This is a genomic window from Corallococcus sp. AB045 (assembly GCF_003668895.1).
In the GTDB taxonomy this organism is placed as follows: domain Bacteria; phylum Myxococcota; class Myxococcia; order Myxococcales; family Myxococcaceae; genus Corallococcus; species Corallococcus coralloides.
Window position 1 is genome coordinate 1 of sequence record NZ_RAWN01000002.1, and the last position, 18,478, is coordinate 18,478.

Sequence of the window (18,478 nt, forward strand, 5' to 3'; positions counted from 1 at the left end):
CGCCGGTACACCCGCGAGTTGGACGCGCACCACGACGCGTGGGAGCCGTTGCTCGAGGCCGCGCGCCAGGGCCGCGTCACCCTGCTCTACGGAGCCCGCGAGCGACAGCGGAGCACCGGAAGAACCCGCCGACCCCTGGCGCCGCTCCAGCGCCCGCGAAAATGCGTCCGCACGTGACGGCGCCCGCTCCGGCTCCGCCAGGGCCCGTGACGACGGAGCCTCGGGCAGCGGAGGCCGCCAAGGCGCGTCGAGGGCCCGCGCGTGGCAGGCGGACGAAGCCACGCCCCCGCGCGGCAGCCGTGCCGTCGCGGCCGAGCCCGAGGCGAAGGACCCCTGGACGGTGCTGGGCATCGAGCGGAGCACCCCCAAGGACGAGGCGCGCAAGGCGTTCCGCACGCTCATCGCGCAATACCACCCGGACAAGGTGGCCCACCTGGCGCCGGAGTTCCACGCGCTCGCGGAACGCCGCACGCGCGAAATCCTGGACGCGTGGGAGGCGCTGGAGCGCGACGCGGGCTAGTGCACCGTGCGGCGCGGCTTCGTTCGCGCGGAGCGCTTCAGCCGGGCTTCCAGGTAGTCCTTCAACACCACGGCGTTGTTGTGCTCGGTGTCGCGGGCTCCGTAGAGCAGGGTGACGCGGCCCTGGCGCGCGGCCTCGAGCAACGGCTCCCACGCGTCGTGGTGCGCGTCCAACTCGCGGGTGTACCGGCGCCGGAACTCGTCCCAGCGCGCCACGTCGTGGGCGAACCACCGCCGCAGCTCCGTGCTGGGCCCCACGTCACGGGGCCAGCCGTCCAGGTGGAGGTCCACCTTCTTGCGCCCCCGTGGCCACAGCCGGTCCACCAGGAAGCGGGTCCCCGCCCGAGGGTCCAGGCCGTGCTCGTCATAAACGCGCTGGAGTCGAATCATCGTCGCGAGCCTCCGAAAGGACACGCTGCCCACGCGACTCGCGTGCGGGGAGCACCCGCCGGGGCCCCGAATATCCGGTAGCTCGGGTGGTCGACCGGCAGAAGCAACTTGACGGAATCTTGGGGGCGCGCGCATCCGGTGGCTCCGGTCAGGGGCGCAGGGTAAAAAGAAAGACCTCATGGCTACTGCGGACCAGGTTAAAGCGCTCATTCGGAGCCACGCCGATGGCGACGATACGCGCTTCTACGCGATCGCCATGCAGGTGGCCGCGCAAGCGGCGCGGAGCGGCCACGGCAAGTTCGCGCAAGAGCTTCGAGAACTCGTCGATCAGGTAAAGGCGCGCGCGAAGGCGACCGAGCGCACGCGAGGGCCCAAGCCTGTTCCACTGGCCCAGCCCCGCGGCGAACTCGCGGGCCTGCTCACGGTCGGCTATCCGAAGACCCGCGTGAGCGACATGGTGCTGCCTGACCCGCTCCGCACGCGCCTCGAACGAGTGCTCACCGAGCAGCACGAACGCGCTCGCCTCCGCGAGCATGGCTTCTCGCCCATGCGGAAGCTTCTCCTCGTCGGCCCCCCGGGGACCGGCAAGACCATGACCGCCGCTGCGCTCGCGGGTGAGCTCGGTCTGCCGCTCTTCAGCATTCAGCTCGACGGGCTCATCACGAAGTACATGGGCGAGACGGCCGCGAAGCTCCGGCTCGTGTTCGACGCGATTCAGTCAACGCGTGGCGTGTACCTCTTCGACGAGTTCGACGCGCTCGGCGGCGAGCGAGGTAGCAAGAATGACGTCGGCGAGATCCGCCGCGTGCTCAACTCGTTCCTCCAGTTCCTCGAGCAGGACGACTCCGACAGCCTCGTGCTCGGCGCAACGAACCACGTCAGCTTGCTCGATCGCGCGCTCTTCCGTCGCTTTGATGCCGTCCTCGAGTACTCGCTACCCACCGAGGAAGTCGCAACTCGCGTGATGCGGGGGAGGCTGGCGCTCCTCGACACGAGCAACATCGAGTGGCACACGGCGGCGAAGGCGGCAGAAGGCTTGAGCCACGCCGAGATCGCGATGGCATGCGAGCAGGCCGCCAAGAACGCCATCCTCGACCACACGACGGCCGTGCGTGACGCCGAGCTCGTGGCCGCGCTCGAGGAACGACGCAGTACGCACGCTTAGCGGGTACCAAGGGGACTGACGCGTGTCCGCACCTCGCAACCGCAGGCACATCCTCGTCCCTGGCCCACCAACGGCTGAGGAGTACAAGCCCCACGGGCGGAAGATCTCCGTCACCAGGCCCGTGCCACCAATGAGCCGCGCGAAGCACGGCAAGGCGTTGGAGCTCGCGCTCAAGGCAGCCGTCGTCGAAGCGGACAAGCGCCGCGCCGAAGCTGGCATCGAGGTCCACGGCGCGGTGCCTGGCCTCTACGTGCAGTTCGAGAGCCAGCCCGGTGTGCCGCTCCAGGTGACATCGCTCGAGGACTCGCGGCAGGGCATCGAGGTCGTCGCTGTCAGCCACTCGAAGACCGACGAGCCCGAGCCACGCCGCGTCGAGCGCGCGACGGTGTTCGTGCCCGATGGCAAGGTGAAGCACGTCCTCGAGCGCTTCGAGAGCTACGCGAAGACAACGCCAAAGAAGGAACGCGAGCGCCGCTACGAAGACATGCTCGACCCGGTCGCGACGCTTCGCCTCGCGACCTTGCGCAGCCTGTGGACTGACGCGACCGAGGCATATCCCGACGAGAACGAGACGATCTGGTGGGAGGTCTGGCTCCGTCGCCAGGACGGCAACGAGCTCGAGCGCCTGATGGAATTCGCGGCTGCGCAGGAGATCGACGTCGCGCCCCGGCGCCTCATGTTCGACGAACGCATTGTCACGCTCGTACGCTCGACTCCCGCGCAATTCGCCGCATCGATCGACGTGCTCAACGACGTCGCCGAGGTTCGCAAGGCGAAGGAAGCCGCCACGGTATTTGTTGAGATGGGCCCCGAGGACCAGGGCCAGTGGGCGAAGGAGCTACGCGAACGCGTCACGCAGCCACCGGCTGATGCGCCAGCTGTCTGCGTGCTCGACACCGGCGTCACGCGCGCGCACCCGCTGCTCGACGCCTCCCTCGACGTCGACGACTGTCACACCTGCGAGCCTGCGTGGGGAACGCATGACCACCTCGGCCACGGCACGAAGATGGCCGGCCTCGCGCTCTACGGAGACCTCACGCCGGTCCTTGCGGGCACACAAAGCGTCGTGCTCCGGCACCGGCTTGAGTCGGTGAAGATCCTGCCTCCTGATGGGTACCCTGCGAATCCGCCCGAACTCTACGGTGCGGTCACGGCCGAAGCGGCGAGCCGCGCGGAGATCCAAGCACCCGAGCGTCAACGCACGTTCTCGATGTCCATCGCTGCCACCGACGAGCGAGACCGAGGGCAACCCACTTCGTGGTCCGCGGCGGTCGACGCGCTCGCCGCTGGCCGCTCATTCGATCCGGGCACGCAGGGGCTCGACTACCTCGACGAGGGCGACGCCGCAGCGGGACGCCTCTTCGTGCTCTGCGCCGGCAACGTTGACGAGACCGCGCTCTCCGTCGATCACCTCGAACGCAGCGACACCGATCCCATCCATGACCCAGGCCAGGCGTGGAATGCGCTCACGGTTGGCGCTTTCACCGAGAAGGCCGTCATCAACGACCCAAAGTGGGCGAGTTCGCAGCCGGTTGCGCGGCCAGGTGAGCTGTCGCCGTGGAGCACCACCGGCATGACGTTCGCCGACGCGTGGCCCATCAAGCCCGACGTCGTCTTCGAGGGCGGCAATGTCGTGAAGAACGCCAAGGGCGAGGTCGAGTTCCCATGCCCTGACCTCTCGCTGCTCTCGACGTACTTCAAGCCCGCCGCCAAGTCCTTTGTGCTGAGCTGGGCGACCAGCGCAGCGACGGCGCAGGCAGCGCGTCTCGCTGCCCTTGTCTCGGCCGAGTACCCGACGTACTGGCCAGAGACGCTGCGTGCCCTCGTGGTGCATTCGGCGGAATGGTCGGCGCAGATGCAGGCCCACCTGGTCGGCGCGACCGGCAAGCGCGCCCGCGCGAAGCTCGTCCAGCGATATGGCTTCGGCGTGCCCAGCGCCGAGCGTGCCTTGCGGAGCGCGAACGACGCGCTCACCCTCGTCGCGCAGAGCAGCATTTGCCCGTTCACCAAGGGCAAGCTACGCGAGCTGCACTTTTTCGACCTGCCCTGGCCGCGCGACGTTCTCGCGCAGCTCGCCGCGACGCCAGTGCGCCTGCGCATCACGCTTTCGTATTTCATCGAGCCGAACCCCGGCCGGCGCGGATGGAAGAAGCGGCACCGTTACGCCTCGCACGGGCTGCGCTTCGACGTGAAGGGGCCGACGGAGTCCATCGAGGAGTTCCGCAAGCGCCTCAACAAGAAGGCGCTCGAAGAGGACGAGGCCAGGCCCACCACGGGCGGCGGCTCGTCGGAGTGGTACCTCGGCGAGCAGGCCCGCAACCGAGGCTCGCTCCACTCGGACATCCTCTCGTGCAACGCCGCTGACCTGGCCGAGCGCGGCGTCATCGCCGTGTACCCGGTGAGCGGCTGGTGGAAGGACCAGCCCAAGCGCGACCGTAGCGACAAGGGCGCGCGGTATGCGCTGGTCGTTTCCATTGAGACTCCTGGCGTCGAGACCGACATCTGGACGCCGGTCGCCGTGCAGGTCGGCCTGCCCATCGCCATCGAGCCGTAGCCCGGCCACTCGGCGCATTTCGAGCACCAGGGGTCTCGCGCGCCTTGAGTTCGCACCATCCGACGCCGTACGTTGGAATCAGTTGGAAGGCTGTTCCATTCTGCCCCTCGGAGCCGACCCGGATGAGTGATGAGATTCTGACGGTCCTTGAGGTAGCCGCCTTGCTTAAAGTCGCGGACAAGACCGTCTACACGATGGCGCAGAAGGGGGAGATTCCGGCCTTCAAGGTCCGCGGCCAGTGGCGGTTCCGGCGGGTCGATATCGACGCGTGGATCCAGGCCCAGACCACCGCACCGCGTCGTCAGGGAGATGGGGATGCGTAGCCTCGCCAACCCGTCGCTCGCCGTGCGAGCTCCCTTCCTTCTCTCGTGCGCCGAAGCGGCGCCTCTCTGCGGAGACGTTTGAACATGGATCAAGCAGCACACAACAAGATCGTTTCCTTCATCTGGGGAATCGCCGACGACGTCCTCCGCGACCTCTTCGTTCGCGGCAAGTACCGCGACGTCATCCTGCCCATGTTCGTGCTTCGTCGCCTCGACGCAGTGCTTGAGCCGACGAAGAAGCAGGTCCTCGAGACGAAGGCGATTCTCGACCAAGCAGGCATCACCGAGCAGCGCGCTGCGCTCTGTAAGGCGTCTGACCAAGCGTTCTACAACACGTCGAAGTTCAGCCTGCGCGACCTGAAGTCACGCGGGAGTCAGCAGCAGCTCAAGGCCGACTTCGAGGACTACCTCGACGGGTTCTCGCAGAACGTGCAGGACATCCTGACCAACTTCGAGTTCAGGAACGTGCTCGCCCGGCTCTCGAAAAGCGACGCGCTCGGCACACTTATCGAGAAGTTCCTCGACCCCGAGATCAATTTGAGCCCGAACTCGGTGCTCAACGGCGACGGCTCGGTGAAGCACCCGGGGATGGACAACCACTCGATGGGCACCGTCTTCGAGGAGCTGGTACGCCGCTTCAACGAGGAGAACAACGAGGAGGCCGGCGAGCACTGGACGCCGCGCGATGCTGTGCGCCTGATGACCACGCTGATGTTCCGGCCCATCGCCGATCGCGTGAAGGCGGGCTCGTACCTCCTCTACGACTGCGCCTGCGGCACCGGCGGCATGCTCACCGTGGCCGAGGAGACGCTGCAGAAGCTCGCCGCCACCCACAAGCAGAAGGTTGTTACTCACCTGTACGGACAGGAAATCAACCCCGAGACGTACGCCATCTGCAAGGCGGACATGCTGCTCAAGGGCGAGGGCGAGAACGCCGACCATATAGTCGGCGGCGCAGAGTGGTCGACGCTATCGCACGACGCGTTCCCGGCGCAGGAGTTCGACTTCATGCTCGCGAACCCGCCCTACGGGAAGAGCTGGAAGAAGGACCTCGAGGCGATGGGCGGCAAGGACGGGATGCGCGACCCGCGCTTCAAGGTGATGCACCGCGGCGAGGAGCTGTCGCTCGTCACGCGTTCGAGCGACGGCCAGCTCCTTTTCCTCGCGAACATGGCCTCGAAGATGAACCACAAGTCGAAGCTCGGGAGCCGCATCGCCGAGGTTCACAACGGCTCATCGCTGTTCACCGGTGATGCGGGCTCGGGCGAGAGCAACATCCGCCGCTGGCTCTTCGAGAACGACTGGGTCGAGGCGATCATCGCTCTACCGCTCAAGCTCTTCTACAACACGGGTATCGCGACCTATGTCTGGGTGCTCTCGAACAAGAAGAACGAGCAGCGCAAGGGCAAGGTGCAGCTCATCGACGCCACGCAGTGGTTCAAGCCGCTGCGCAAGAACCTCGGCGAGAAGAGCTGCGAGCTGTCCGACGAGGACTTGCAGCGGGTGATGGCGGCGTATGACGCGTTCGCTGAGACCGAGCAGTCCAAGACCTTCGCCAACGAGGCCTTCGGCTACCGGAAGGTGACCGTTGAGCGTCCTCTGCGGTTGCACAGCCAGCTCACGACCAAGGCCATCGAGGCGCTGCGCTTCGCCTCGGGCGACGAAGACATCCGCAGCGTGCTCTACGACGAGCTGGGTGACGCGCTCTTCGACGACTTCGCCAAGGTGAAGGCCACGCTCGAGAAACGGCTCGACGAGTGGGACGCGGGCGATGGAGGCGACGAAGACGAGGGCGACGAGGAGGCCGCCAAGAAGGGGCTGTCCGAGAAGAAGAAAAAGAAGCTGCTCGAACCGAAGACCTGGGACCGCGACGGACGGCTCGTCGAGGCCGCCATGAAGCTGAAGAAGGCGCTTGGTGACGGCGTGTTCGCCGACCACAACGAGTTCCGCCGCCGTGTCGGCGACGTGCTCGACAACGCCGGCTTCAAGCTCGGCTCCGCCGACCTGAAGCAGCTCCTGCGTGCTGTGAGCTGGCGAGACGAGTCCGCACCGCCGGTAATCGCGAAGGTCCACAAGCCGGGCAAGGCCACGTCCGACCCAGTGCGCGGCCGGTTCGAGGCGACCATCGACAGCAAACGCTGCATCGTAGAGTACGAGCCCGACAGCGAGCTGCGCGACAGCGAGCAGGTGCCGCTCCTCGAGGAGGGCGGTATCGAGACGTTCCTCAAGCGCGAGGTGCTCCCGTACACGCCCGACGCGTGGGTCGACGAGGACAAGACGCAGATCGGCTACGAGATCAGCTTCGCGCGCCACTTCTACAGACCGACGAAACTACGGAAATTGGATGAGATCGGTACTGAGCTTCTCGCCGCGCAGCACGAAGCAGAAGGTCTCTTGGCTGGCCTCATCAAGCGAGGTGCGGCGTGATCGACGGTTTGAAGCCGTACCAAGCGTATCGAGATAGCAGCCTGATTGACCGCACCCGTATTCCGCACCACTGGACCACGCTGCGAGCGAAGGGCGTGTTCTATGAGGTCGATGAGAAGTCTTCGTCTGGTAAGGAGACACTGCTTTCGGTTTCGCACATCTCGGGCGTTCGCCGCCGTAGCGACATCAACGCGACTATGTTCCTCGCGAAATCGAACGTCGGGCATAAGCGGTGTCAGCCTGACGACTTGGTTGTGAACACGATGTGGGCATGGATGGGAGCGTTGGGCGTCTCCCCTTACTCGGGAATCGTTAGCCCTGCCTACGCCGTCTACCGCCAGCGCGACACCTTCTCACTGCTGCCCAAGTACACCGACCACCTGCTTCGCACTCCGAACTATATCGCGGAGTACACGTCTAGATCGACGGGGATCCACTCGTCACGTCTGCGAATGTACCCCGAGGCATTCTTTCGCGCGCCGCTGATCATCCCACCGCACGACGAGCAGGCTGCGATCGTTCGGTTCCTCGCGCATGCCAATCGACGGGTCGATGACTACGTTCGCGCGAAGAAGAAGATCATCCGCGCTGCCAGCGATGCTCGCGCATCCGTGACCGACGAGGTCATTCGGAAATACACGGCCCAGACGGCGCGACTTGCCCTTATCACGACGTTGGTCTCGCGCCCGGTTACTCGCGCTCGCGGAGCGTCCTACATCAGGCTGGGGCTGCGAAATCGCGGGCGAGGAATCTTCCACAAGCCGCCACAGCTTGGCGAACACCTCGGCGATTCCGAATTTTTCTGGGTGGAACCGGGTGACCTCATCATCAGTGGTCAGTTCGCTTGGGAAGGCGCTGTCGCGATTGCAACGGAAGCCGATGGAGGAACTGTCGTCTCCCATCGGTACCCGGTCCTTCGCGCAAGGCCTAAGGCAGCACTCACGCCATATCTCTGGGCACTACTTCGGAGTGGGTATGGCGAACTCCTTTTGGACGTGAACTCACGAGGAGCGGCGGGACGCAATCGTCCGCTGAATCACCGCGCGCTCGGCAAGGAGAAGATCCCCGTCCCCCCTCTCGAAGAGCAGCAGCGAATCGCAGAGTTCGTCGCTGCCGAAGCAGACGCACGTCGCTCAGTGGAGCGCGAGATTGCGGCAGTTCAGGAATACCGGGCCCGCTTAATCGCGGACATCGTGACCGGCCAACTCGACGTGCGCGATGTGGCAGCGGCTCTGCCTCCCGTGGATGGCGATGAACCATCCGAGTTGCTCGCTGCCGACAGCGACGACGACCAACTCAACGACGAAGACACCGAGGCCGCATGATCACGGACACCTCCGAGAAGGGCCTTGAGGGCCTCATCGTTCGTTCGATGACCGGTCGGATCGACCTGCTCTCGCCGCCGTACGTGCCAAGCGAGACCTCGACGCCGGTCGCCGGTGGTACCGGCTGGATACTCGGCGACCCTAAAAACTACGACCGTGGCGCCTGCATCGATCTGGTCCAGTTGCGTGGCTTCGTCATGGCCACGCAGCCCGCCCTCGTCGAGAAGCTCTCGCTTGAGACCGACACTCCCACGCGCCGCCAGTTCCTCGCGCGCCTTGAGAAGGAGGTCGGCAAGCGCGGCGTCATCGATGTGCTGCGCAAGGGCCTCGACCATGGCCCCGTACACGTCGATCTGTTCTACGGCACGCCCTCGCCGGGCAACGACAAAGCCGCCGAGCGCTTCGCATGCAACCGCTTCAGCGTCACGCGGCAGCTCGCCTACAGCCGAGACGAGACGCGGCGCGCGCTCGACCTTGGCCTTTTCATCAACGGCCTGCCCATCGCGACCTTCGAGCTGAAGAACAGCCTCACCAAGCAGACCGTCGAGGACGCGGTCGAGCAATATCGCCGTGACCGAGATCCGCGCGAGCCATTGTTCGCGTTCGGCCGGTGCGTCGTTCACCTTGCCGTCGATGACAGCGAGGTACGCTTCTGCACCGAGCTGAGAGGGAAGGGCTCGTGGTTCCTCCCGTTCAACAAGGGTTACAACGACGGTGCCGGCAACCCGCCGAACCCGAACGGGCTCAAGACCTCGTACCTTTGGGAAGAGGTCCTCACGCCGCGCGGGCTGACCGACATCCTTGAGAACTACGCACAGATCGTCGAGGAAACCGACCGTCGCTCGGGCAAGAAGAAGCAGAAGCAGGTCTTCCCTCGCTTCCACCAGCTCGACGTGGTCCGCAGGCTGCTCGACGACGCGCGCAAGGTCGGTGCCGGGCGGCGCTACCTCGTTCAGCACTCGGCGGGCAGCGGCAAGTCCAACTCGATCGCTTGGCTCGCGCACCAGCTCATCGCGGTGAAACAGAGCGACGGCAAGGACACCTTCGACTCGATTATCGTTGTCACCGACCGCCGCATCCTCGACGAGCAGATCCAGGCGAACATCAAGCAGTTCGCGCAGGTGAGCGCGGTGGTCGGCGCGGTCACCGGCTCCGGCGCGTCGAAGACGCAGCAACTCTCGAAGTTCCTCGAGTCGGGCAAGAAAATCATCATCAGCACCGTGCAGACGTTTCCGTTTCTCCTCAACGAGATCGGCGACGCGCATCGTGGGCGGCGCTTCGCCATCATCATCGACGAGGCGCACTCCAGCCAGGGCGGCAGGACCGCGTCGGCCATGAGCGAGGCGCTCGCGGAGACGACCGACGATCCCGAAGACGTCGTCAACGACGAGCTCCAGCGGCGCATGGGCGCGCGCAAGATGCTCACGAACGCGAGCTACTTCGCGTTCACGGCGACGCCGAAGAACAAGACATTGGAGATTTTCGGCGATGCGCTGCCGCCCGACGCCGAGGGCAAGGTCCAGCACCGCCCCTTCCACAGCTACACGATGAAGCAGGCCGTGCAGGAGGGCTTCATCCTCGACGTGCTCAAATCGTACACGCCGGTCAACAGCTACTACAAGCTGGTCAAGACCATCGAGGGCGATCCCGAGTTCGACGTGAAGAAGGCGCAGAAGAAGCTGCGCCGCTACGTCGAGAGTCATGAAACTGCGATCCGGCTGAAGGCAGAGATCATGGCCGACCACTTCCACGAGCAGGTGATCGCGCTCGGGAAGATCAAGGGGCAGGCTCGCTCGATGGTCGTGACCAACGGCATCGCGCGTGCGGTGCAGTACTACACTGCATTCAAGGACTACCTCGCCGAGCGGAAGAGCCCCTACCGCGCCATCGTCGCGTTCTCGGGAGAGCACGACTTCGGGGGCGGCAAAGTGACAGAGTCGTCCCTCAACGGATTTCCGTCATCCGAGATCCCGGACCGAATTCAAGAGGACCCGTACAGGTTCCTCATCTGCGCCGACAAGTTCCAGACTGGCTACGACGAGCCGCTGCTCCACACGATGTACGTGGACAAGGGGCTGTCGGGCATCAAGGCGGTGCAGACCCTGTCGCGCCTGAACCGCGCGCATCCCGACAAGCACGATGTCTTCGTGCTCGACTTCCAGAACGACGTTGACGGGATCACCAGGTCCTTCGCCGACTACTACCGCACGACGGTGCTCAGCGAGGAAACCGACCCCAACAAACTGCACGACCTGAAGTCCGGGCTCGATGGCTGGCAGGTCTACTCGCCGGAGCAAGTGGAGCAGGTCAGCTCGTTGTTCCTCGCCGGTGCGCAGCGAGACCAACTGGACCCAATCCTCGACGCATGCGTTGCCGTGTACCTCGCTCGGCTCGACGAGGACGGGCAGGTCGACTTCAAGGGGAAGGCCAAGGCGTTCACCCGCACGTACGACTTCCTCGCTTCGATCCTGCCGTACTCGAATCCGGGCTGGGAGAAGCTGTCGATCCTGCTGAATTTCCTTATCCCGAAGTTGCCCGCGCCGAAGGAGGAGGACCTCTCAAAGGGGATCCTTGAGTCCATCGACATGGACAGCTACCGAGTCGAAAAGCAGGCGCTGCACAAGCTCCAGTTGCCCGACGACGAGGCAGTGATCGATCCCGTTCCCGTCGCGGGAGGAGGGCGCAAGGCCGAGCCCGAGCTCGACCGGCTGTCCAACATCCTCAAGAGCTTCAACGAGCAGTTCGGGACGCTCTTCGAGGACGCCGATCGTGTCGCGCGCAGACTCCGCGAGGACATTGCACCGAAGGTCGCCGCCGACGCCGCCTACCAAAACGCCAAGCTCAACACGCCCCAGACCGCGCGCATCGAGCACGACAAGGCGCTCTCGAAGGTCATGCTTGAGTTGCTGAAAGACGACACGGAGGTCTACAAGCAGTTTGCTCAGAACCCGTCGTTCAAGCGGTTCGTGACCGACATGGTGTTCGGCCTGACCTCCGGCAGCGTGACATCGACCACGGTGAAGCGGCCCTCGTCGCGCCCGCCCGGCAAGCATCAGCCGCTCGAGGAGCGGCTCGCGCAGTCGTCGAATGCGCGCGACCGCGTCGGCGCCGTGCTCCTCGGCCAACTCCAGCGCAGTCGACGCGTCACGCTCGGCGACGCGATCCGAGCGGCCGAGAAGCTGGGCCTGAGCGACGACGACGCGCTCGCTGCCGTGGAACGCTTGGCTCGGCCGCAGACGGCGAGCCTGCAAAGGTTCTACGTGGACCGGTCGGGCGACCAAGCGCGCATCGTCAGCACAGACGAAGTGCGGAGGCGCTCCGCGGAGGCGACGGACAATCGGCGCGAGTGGACGTCGGCGGTTGAGGTCGTGTGGGCAGTGAATGAGACCGACGCGATCGCTGGAGGCTCGACGTGAAGAAGGTTGACGCGGATGCTTCCCTCGAGCGGCTCCTCGGCCTCCTGGAGGGGCACAACTCCAACTTGAGGGACCTGCTGCTCGCCAAGACCGAGCCGGAGTTCATCGTGGCCACGGAGGGGGCGATCGAGCGCGCGATGAAGAAGATCGAGAACGGCTCGAAGGAGTACTCGACGTTTAGCGAGCCCGGCCTATCCCATCTCCTGGCTGACTTTCTGAGCCTCATGGGTTGGCACGCGACCGCCGAGACGAACAACAACGGCCACGTCGACGTCGTCGTGGAGTGCGCATTCGGCAGGCACTGGAGGTACCTGGGTGAATGCAAACTCCACAAGGGCTACCAGTACCACGTCGATGGTTGCGAACAGCTACTCGGTTACTGCTCCGGCCGCGAGCCGCGCGCGTTTTGCATGGACTTCATCGACACGGCCGATGCTTTCAAGAAGATGAAGAAGCTCCGTGCCGACATGGACAAGCAGCGCCCGCTCAAGCAGAAGGCGGCAGGCGCCGATCACAACATCCTTGGTGCCTTCCTCACGAGTCACGAGCACGATAGCGGCGCGGTGGTCGAGATCCTTCACCTCGGCTGCTCGGTGCCGAAGCCCTGAAGGCCGAGAACGAGTTCACGCAGGGCTTCGTCCAGGGGCTCGGCTTCCGTTCAGGTCACCAGCGCGGGCGTCGGTGCGGCCAGCCGGAAGCGCGCGATGAGCGGCACGTGGTCGGACAGGCCGTGGAAGCGGCTGGTCAGGTCTCCGAAGGGCCGCGTCTCTTCCGTGTCCACCCAGCTCACGCCGCCACCGGAGAACAGGTGGTCCAGGTGCATGCGCATGTGCATGAAGCCCGCGGTGGGGAAGGCGCGGGACAGGGTCGGGTTGATCTGCCCCACCGACGCCTGCGCGCATGTCAGGTGCGCATCCCCCGTGAGATATCGGAACACCGGCGACGACGGCGGCGAGTTGAAGTCCCCGCACACCACGAATGGCTCCTCCTTCGCGTGCAGCCCGATGAAGCCCGTGAGCTTCTTCGCCTCGTGGAGTTGGTTGACGCCGCAGCCCATCTTGTCGCGCGTGGCCCAGAACTCGCGGGCGAACGGCGTAGGCAGGCTCAGGTGCGTGTTGAAGACGTGGAACGCGCGCTGGTCCGCGCGGCGGATGACGCGCATGTGCGCGCAGATGCGGCTCTGCTTGCGCTCCTTGAGGCCCTGCACGTGATGGTGCGTGATGTGCTCCGGCGCCTCCACGTTGTGCCGGTCCACCTGGAGCGTGCGCGTGTTGACGAGCATCGCCAGCCCCGTCGTGTACAGCGACAGCTCCCCCACCTTGTAGTGGTGCGCGCGGAAGTAGAACGCCTCGTAGGGCATCACCCTCCCCTGGAGGGCGAACGTCTCCTCCACGCGCTCCATGAAGGCTTCCAGCTGCGTCTCGCCCGGGCGTGTGGGCCGGTGGACGATGTTGCTGCGCAGCGAGGAGGTCTCCACCTCCTGGAGGCAGACGACGTCCGGCAGCGGGTCCAGGGTGGCCAGGGCGGCCGCCACCCGGCGCTTGGGGCCCAGGGTGCTCGCGAGCCCCCTCAGCATGTGGCCGAAGTAGCGGACGTTGTATGTGACGATGCGCAGCGCTGACGGCTCCATGTCCGGACGCCACCTCCCCATGCCTCGCGGCGAAAAATGGGAAGCCCCGCGACAAACGTCCAGGGCTCCCCACTCTCTTCACCATGGGATGCGTCGGCGCCATCCGCGATGTGCCAACAAGCGGACGCAGGGCTCGTCCGCCTGCCTGCTCACGGAGCGGGCTTCACCCGCACCATCGTGTCCAGCAGGTGCTCCAGCGCGCGGTCGGGGTCGTCACACAGGCCCGCGTGCACGGGGCCCGTCTGGAGCATCGTACTGCGCGGCGCCACCAGCCAGTGCCAGCGCTCCTTCTGCGGCAGCCGTCCAATGGGCCCCGCGTCCTTCCCGCCCACGCACACGCGGCGGAAGCTCTCCAGGTGGCCGCCGAGCAGCTCCACGTCCGCGTCCGGCGACAGCGCCTTCAGCCGCGCCACGTCCAGCTCCACGCGCGCGCCCAGGAAGCGGTGCTGCACGCAGAAGAGGACGACGCCCACGTTGATGAACTCCTCGCGCTCCACGCGAGGCACCAGCCGGATGATGGCGTAATCAAACGAGCTGGGCGTGGGCACGCGTCGCCTCCTCGATGAACGCCGGCGCCGCTTCCAGCCTGCGCATCAGCCACGTCACGTACGCCGCGCGGTGCTCCGCCGTGGACGCGAACGCGGGCTCCTGGCCCAGCCACGCCTCCGGAATGGACCCCACGATGCGCTCCACCACCTCCCGTGTCACGCGCTCGCGCAGCAGGTCCCCGGCCTCCGCCAGCCCGTGCGCCCACGGCAGCAGCACGTGGTCCTTGATGGGCGCGAACCGCGTCTGGCTGCGCTCCTCCCACCCGTCCCACGAGTGGTGGAAGTACATCGCCGCCCCGTGGTCGATGAGCCAGAGGTTGCGGTGCCACACCAGGAGGTTCGGGTTCTTCGGCGTGCGGTCCACGTTCGTCACGAACGCGTCGAACGCCACGATGGCGGACGCCACCTGCGCCTCCGGTACCGGCACCGCCAGCGGATCGAACGTCACCGAGCGCGGCAGGTAGTCCAGCGCCAGGTTCAACCCCGCGCTCGACTTGAGCAGCTCGCGGATTTCACTGTCCGGCTCATTGCGCCCCAGTGACACGTCCAGCTCCACGAACACCAGCTCCGGCACCCGCAGGCCCAGCACGCGAGCAATCTCCCCCGCCAACAGCTCCGCGATGAGCGCCTTGGCCCCCTGGCCCGCCCCACGGAACTTCACGACATAGAGCCCCGCGTCGTTCGCCTCCACGATGGCGGGCAAGGAGCCCCCTTCGCGCAAGGGCGTCACGTAGCGCGTGGCGGTGACCGTCCTGAGCATCACTCGTCCTCGACAGTTCCCGGGCACTCCGGGGGTGGCGGCTGTACCACGGCCCTGCCCGACGGGGGAAACACCCTACACCTGACGGCGCTTCCCCTCGCGCGCCGCCAATTCAGTTGCGCGCAATTTAATTGCGCACTACATATTCCCCATGTCGACGGATGACTTCCTCCGGCTGGACCTGCAGTTGTGCTTCCCGCTCTACGCGGCGTCGCGCGCGATGGTGCAGGCCTACACGCCGCTGCTGGCGAAGCTGGGGCTCACCTATCCGCAGTACCTGGTGATGCTGGTGCTCTGGGAGACGGATGGGGTGTCGGTGAAGGAGCTGGGGGAGAAGCTGTACCTGGACTCGGGGACGCTCACGCCGCTGCTCAAGCGGCTGGAGACGCTGGGCTTCGTACGCCGCGAGCGCTCCAAGGAAGACGCGCGGTCGGTGACGGTGTCGCTCACCGCGCCGGGAAAGGCCCTGCGCCGCAAGGCCGCGTCCATCCCGGAGGCCATCGTCTGTCGCACAGGCCTTTCACTGGAGGAGCTGGCGCGGCTGCGCCGGGACATCCAGCGGTTGTTCGAGAAGGTTTCACGCAGCGCTTGAGACACACGCGGTTTCCACTCACGACGTCACGAAGGAGCAACACCATGGCCCCGGTCCAGATCTCGCCGCTCTACTCCACCACCGCCATCACGCACGGCGGCCGCAACGGCAAGCTGCTCCTGGAGAACAGCCCGCTGAACGGCCTGGAGCTGGCCATGCCGAAGCAGCTGGGCGGCTCCGGCAAGGAGACGGCCACCAACCCCGAGCAGCTCTTCGCCGCGGGCTTCTCCTCCTGCTTCGAGAGCGCGCTGCGCCTGGTCGCGGGCAAGGCCGGCAAGAAGCTGGATGAGAAGGCCGGCGTGAAGGCCACCGTCACCATCGGCAAGACGCCCGAGGGCGGCTTCGGCCTGGCGGTGGAGCTCACGGGCATCCTCCCGGGCATCCCCCGCGAGGAGGCGCAGCAGCTGATGGAGGCGGCCCACCAAGTGTGCCCGTACTCCAACGCCACGCGCGGCAACATCGAGGTGAAGGTCTCCGTCGCGGAGTAGTCCTTCACGCACCCGGAGGCAGGGCTAGACCTTGCCTGCCTCCACCACGCGCACCGTCTCCGCGCCGTCGAAGCGCGCCTCGAAGATGGGCAGTCCGTTGGCCAGGCTCTTGAGCGTGTGGCCCAGCTGCGCGGCGGCGAGCGCGTTCATCTCCGTGCGCAGCGGCTCCACCTGGTGCGGCTCCACCTTCACCCATCTGGGAAGGCGCCGGAAGAACTCCACGTAGTGGTCGCGGTGCTTCGCCGCCACCTGCGGGTGCGCGACGAACACCTGCTTGGGCCCCACGGACGGAGACACCAGCGGGATGGACGTCATGTCCCAGAACTCCTCCTCCACGTACACCGTCAGCACCGCCGCTTCGTCGTGCTCGCCGGAGAGCGTGACGAACTCCAGCTCCGGCACGCCCTGCCAGCGCAGGTCGTGGAACGCGCGCAGGAACGCGCGCACCAGGTCCGGCCGCACGCCGTAGTCCTGGGGCCGCGTGAGCATCAGCTTCAGGTGGCCGCAGCCCAGGTGCGCGGGCTCCAGCAGCTGCTCCATCACCACGGGCCGCGCGTCCACGGGCGGGTGGTCCACGAACGCGTGCCAGCCCGCTTCGTCGTCCTGGCCCGGCTGGCGGTGGCCGGACAGGCGCGGATCCGCCGCGAGCGCGTCGACCAGCTTCCCCCACGCGAGCGTGTCCGTGTGCATGTAGAAGCGGCCGAACACCTCCAGCTCCTGGAAGAGGAGCTCCTCCACCGTCGTGTCATCGAACCGGGCGCCGGTGACGTTCTCCACGGCGGCCAGCGCCACGAGGAACTCGCCCGCGTCGCCGCCGGGCGTGCCGATGACACCCTGCTCGTCACGGCCGTCCACGCACGAGCGGCGTCCCATCATCAGCAGCGCGGACAGCCGCGCCCAGCGCACCTGGCTGGGGTCGCCCACGTGCCGCTCGATGTGCTCTTTCCGCAGCGGCCCCGTGGTGGGCCCTTCCTCCGTCGCGAAGCTGGGCGTGGTGAGGCCGCGCTCGAGGATGGTCGTGCGACGGCTGGTGGAGTAGCCCGCCGTGCGCCACCCAATCATGCCGCCGGCCAGCGCGGCCACGTACTGCATGCCCAGCGCGTGCAGGTACTGCGCGCCCAGCCCTGCCCGCCGGCCGCTGTGGGACACGAGCACCACGGGCACGTCCGGACCCAGCTGCTGGTACACCTCCGCGATGCGCTCCAGCGGCACCCAGAGCGAGCCCGGGATGTGACCCATCATCCCCGTGAGGTCCTCCTTCTCACGGATGTCGATGACGCGGATGGCCCGGCCCTGCTCGGCGACGAACTGCACCGGCACCCGGGGCGTCATCGCGCCGCTGGCGCGCAGCTCCGCCTTCCACTTGCGCTGGAAGATGACGGAATTCGCAGGAGCCGAGGGCTCAGGTGGCGGAGTCGCCATGCGTGCTCGCGGTGGAGGCTGGCAGGAGCGCCAGCAGGTTGTTCTGGATGTTCTGGCAGATGGTGTCGAGCGGCAGGTCGTTGTCGTCCGTGCCGAAGGGGTCTTCGATCTCGACGCCGATCTCCTCGATACCAAAGAAGACATACGCGACGACGAACGTGGCCACGACTGTCACCCAGCCAAAAGTGTCCACCAGCGCGAAGGGCAGGGTGAAGCAGTAGAGGATGAGCGCGCGGCGCAGGTGCACCATGTACGCGAAGGGCATGGGCGTGCGGTGGATGCGCTCACAACCTCCCAGGTAGTCGATGAGCTGGTGGACGTTCTGGTCCAGCTGCATCTGGACGTACTCGGGATAGAGGCCCTGGCGGCGGCCCTCGTCCAGCACGGCGGTCATCCGGCGGGCCACGTTGAGGGGCACGTGCTGGGCCTTGAGCACGTCCGCCACCTCTCCGGAGGGCAGGGCGTCCGTGTGGGGGCCCAGGTGCCGCTGCTGGCCGCGCAGCCACCCGGCAGTGGCGAAGGGGAACGCGGCCGTCCAGCGCACCAGCGTGGCATACAGCTCCGTGCGGCCCAGGAAGGGCTCCGACGCGCGGACTAGGTTGCGCGTCTCGTTGACGATGCCGCCCCACAGCTTCCGGCCCTCCCAGAAGCGGTCATAGGAGGCGTTGGTGCGGAACACGAGCAGGAGGCTCAGCGACATGCCCGCCAGCGTGTGCACCGTCGGGGGCACGCCCACGTTGTGCACCTGCTGGTGGAAGACCACCACGGCCGCGGCCCAGACAACGCACATCAACACTCGGCCGACGATCTCCTTCACCATCGAACCGCGCAGGTAGTGGAAGTAGCTCCACCAGCGATGCGGGTCATACTCAACCATGTAGGGGATACCCTCCGGGACGGGGGGCGCATGCTAACCACA

The 18,478-nt window shown here is 66.4% G+C and carries 17 protein-coding genes; 11 read left to right on the top strand and 6 right to left on the bottom strand.

Annotated elements, in window-relative coordinates:
* Nucleotides 1–48: 48 nt before the first annotated feature.
* Both D7Y21_RS43765 and D7Y21_RS00510 read left to right on the top strand, forming a co-directional pair.
* Nucleotides 49–177 (top strand): hypothetical protein, encoded by a 129-nt coding sequence (locus tag D7Y21_RS43765; RefSeq protein WP_372239383.1) that lies wholly within the window; start codon nt 49–51, stop codon nt 175–177.
* A gap of 163 nt (nt 178–340) precedes the next feature.
* Entirely contained in the window at nt 341–520 is a 180-nt protein-coding gene (locus D7Y21_RS00510) for a DnaJ domain-containing protein (protein ID WP_233611882.1), read from the top strand.
* Here D7Y21_RS00510 and D7Y21_RS00515 read toward each other — a convergent pair.
* Complete coding sequence (locus tag D7Y21_RS00515) at nt 517–909, bottom strand: DUF488 domain-containing protein (RefSeq protein ID WP_121710545.1); 393 nt, start codon at nt 907–909, stop codon at nt 517–519. The two genes, D7Y21_RS00510 and D7Y21_RS00515, sit on opposite strands and share 4 nt — an antisense overlap.
* Before the next feature lie 178 nt (nt 910–1,087).
* Between D7Y21_RS00515 and D7Y21_RS00520 the strand changes: the two genes are divergently transcribed.
* From D7Y21_RS00520 to D7Y21_RS00550, 7 genes are all read left to right on the top strand, one after another.
* Entirely contained in the window at nt 1,088–2,074 is a 987-nt protein-coding gene (locus D7Y21_RS00520; protein ID WP_121710547.1) for an AAA family ATPase, read from the top strand.
* Nucleotides 2,075–2,204: 130 nt separating this feature from the next.
* Nucleotides 2,205–4,628, top strand: a complete 2,424-nt coding sequence (locus D7Y21_RS00525) for a S8 family peptidase (protein ID WP_199735337.1) — start codon at nt 2,205–2,207, stop codon at nt 4,626–4,628.
* Between the two features lie 122 nt (nt 4,629–4,750).
* The gene (locus D7Y21_RS00530; protein ID WP_121710551.1) at nt 4,751–4,951 is read left to right on the top strand and encodes a helix-turn-helix domain-containing protein; all 201 of its coding nucleotides are present in this window, start codon (nt 4,751–4,753) and stop codon (nt 4,949–4,951) included.
* An 84-nt stretch (nt 4,952–5,035) separates the two neighbouring features.
* Entirely contained in the window at nt 5,036–7,378 is a 2,343-nt protein-coding gene (locus tag D7Y21_RS00535; protein ID WP_121710640.1) for a class I SAM-dependent DNA methyltransferase, read from the top strand.
* On the top strand, nt 7,375–8,703 hold the full coding sequence (locus tag D7Y21_RS00540) for a restriction endonuclease subunit S (protein WP_121710553.1): 1,329 nt from the start codon (nt 7,375–7,377) through the stop codon (nt 8,701–8,703). Before D7Y21_RS00535 ends, D7Y21_RS00540 begins: the two co-directional genes overlap by 4 nt.
* Nucleotides 8,700–12,119: a type I restriction endonuclease subunit R gene (locus tag D7Y21_RS00545; RefSeq protein ID WP_121710555.1), complete on the top strand. Its 3,420-nt coding sequence runs from the start codon at nt 8,700–8,702 to the stop codon at nt 12,117–12,119. Before D7Y21_RS00540 ends, D7Y21_RS00545 begins: the two co-directional genes overlap by 4 nt.
* A complete protein-coding gene (locus D7Y21_RS00550) occupies nt 12,116–12,727 on the top strand; it encodes a hypothetical protein (RefSeq protein ID WP_121710557.1) in 612 nt (203 codons plus the stop codon). Before D7Y21_RS00545 ends, D7Y21_RS00550 begins: the two co-directional genes overlap by 4 nt.
* Before the next feature lie 50 nt (nt 12,728–12,777).
* Here D7Y21_RS00550 and D7Y21_RS00555 read toward each other — a convergent pair whose 3' ends face one another.
* The 3 genes from D7Y21_RS00555 to D7Y21_RS00565 all read right to left on the bottom strand — a co-directional run bounded on the left by D7Y21_RS00555 (nt 12,778) and on the right by D7Y21_RS00565 (nt 15,057).
* Entirely contained in the window at nt 12,778–13,749 is a 972-nt protein-coding gene (locus D7Y21_RS00555) for an endonuclease/exonuclease/phosphatase family protein (protein ID WP_121710559.1), read from the bottom strand.
* Nucleotides 13,750–13,898: 149 nt separating this feature from the next.
* Nucleotides 13,899–14,297: a DUF3037 domain-containing protein gene (locus D7Y21_RS00560; protein ID WP_120562436.1), complete on the bottom strand. Its 399-nt coding sequence runs from the start codon at nt 14,295–14,297 to the stop codon at nt 13,899–13,901.
* Nucleotides 14,275–15,057 (bottom strand): HipA family kinase, encoded by a 783-nt coding sequence (locus tag D7Y21_RS00565; RefSeq protein ID WP_121710561.1) that lies wholly within the window; start codon nt 15,055–15,057, stop codon nt 14,275–14,277. Before D7Y21_RS00565 ends, D7Y21_RS00560 begins: the two co-directional genes overlap by 23 nt.
* Before the next feature lie 151 nt (nt 15,058–15,208).
* Between D7Y21_RS00565 and D7Y21_RS00570 the strand changes: the two genes are divergently transcribed.
* Together D7Y21_RS00570 and D7Y21_RS00575 are read left to right on the top strand one after the other, a co-directional pair.
* A complete protein-coding gene (locus D7Y21_RS00570) occupies nt 15,209–15,649 on the top strand; it encodes a MarR family winged helix-turn-helix transcriptional regulator (protein ID WP_120562434.1) in 441 nt (146 codons plus the stop codon).
* A gap of 44 nt (nt 15,650–15,693) precedes the next feature.
* Nucleotides 15,694–16,137: an organic hydroperoxide resistance protein gene (locus D7Y21_RS00575; RefSeq protein WP_120562433.1), complete on the top strand. Its 444-nt coding sequence runs from the start codon at nt 15,694–15,696 to the stop codon at nt 16,135–16,137.
* A gap of 24 nt (nt 16,138–16,161) precedes the next feature.
* Here D7Y21_RS00575 and D7Y21_RS00580 read toward each other — a convergent pair whose 3' ends face one another.
* Together D7Y21_RS00580 and D7Y21_RS00585 are read right to left on the bottom strand one after the other, a co-directional pair.
* The gene (locus tag D7Y21_RS00580; protein WP_121710563.1) at nt 16,162–17,559 is read right to left on the bottom strand and encodes a rhodanese-like domain-containing protein; all 1,398 of its coding nucleotides are present in this window, start codon (nt 17,557–17,559) and stop codon (nt 16,162–16,164) included.
* The gene (locus D7Y21_RS00585; RefSeq protein ID WP_120562431.1) at nt 17,540–18,436 is read right to left on the bottom strand and encodes a bestrophin family protein; all 897 of its coding nucleotides are present in this window, start codon (nt 18,434–18,436) and stop codon (nt 17,540–17,542) included. Before D7Y21_RS00585 ends, D7Y21_RS00580 begins: the two co-directional genes overlap by 20 nt.
* Nucleotides 18,437–18,478 lie beyond the last annotated feature (42 nt).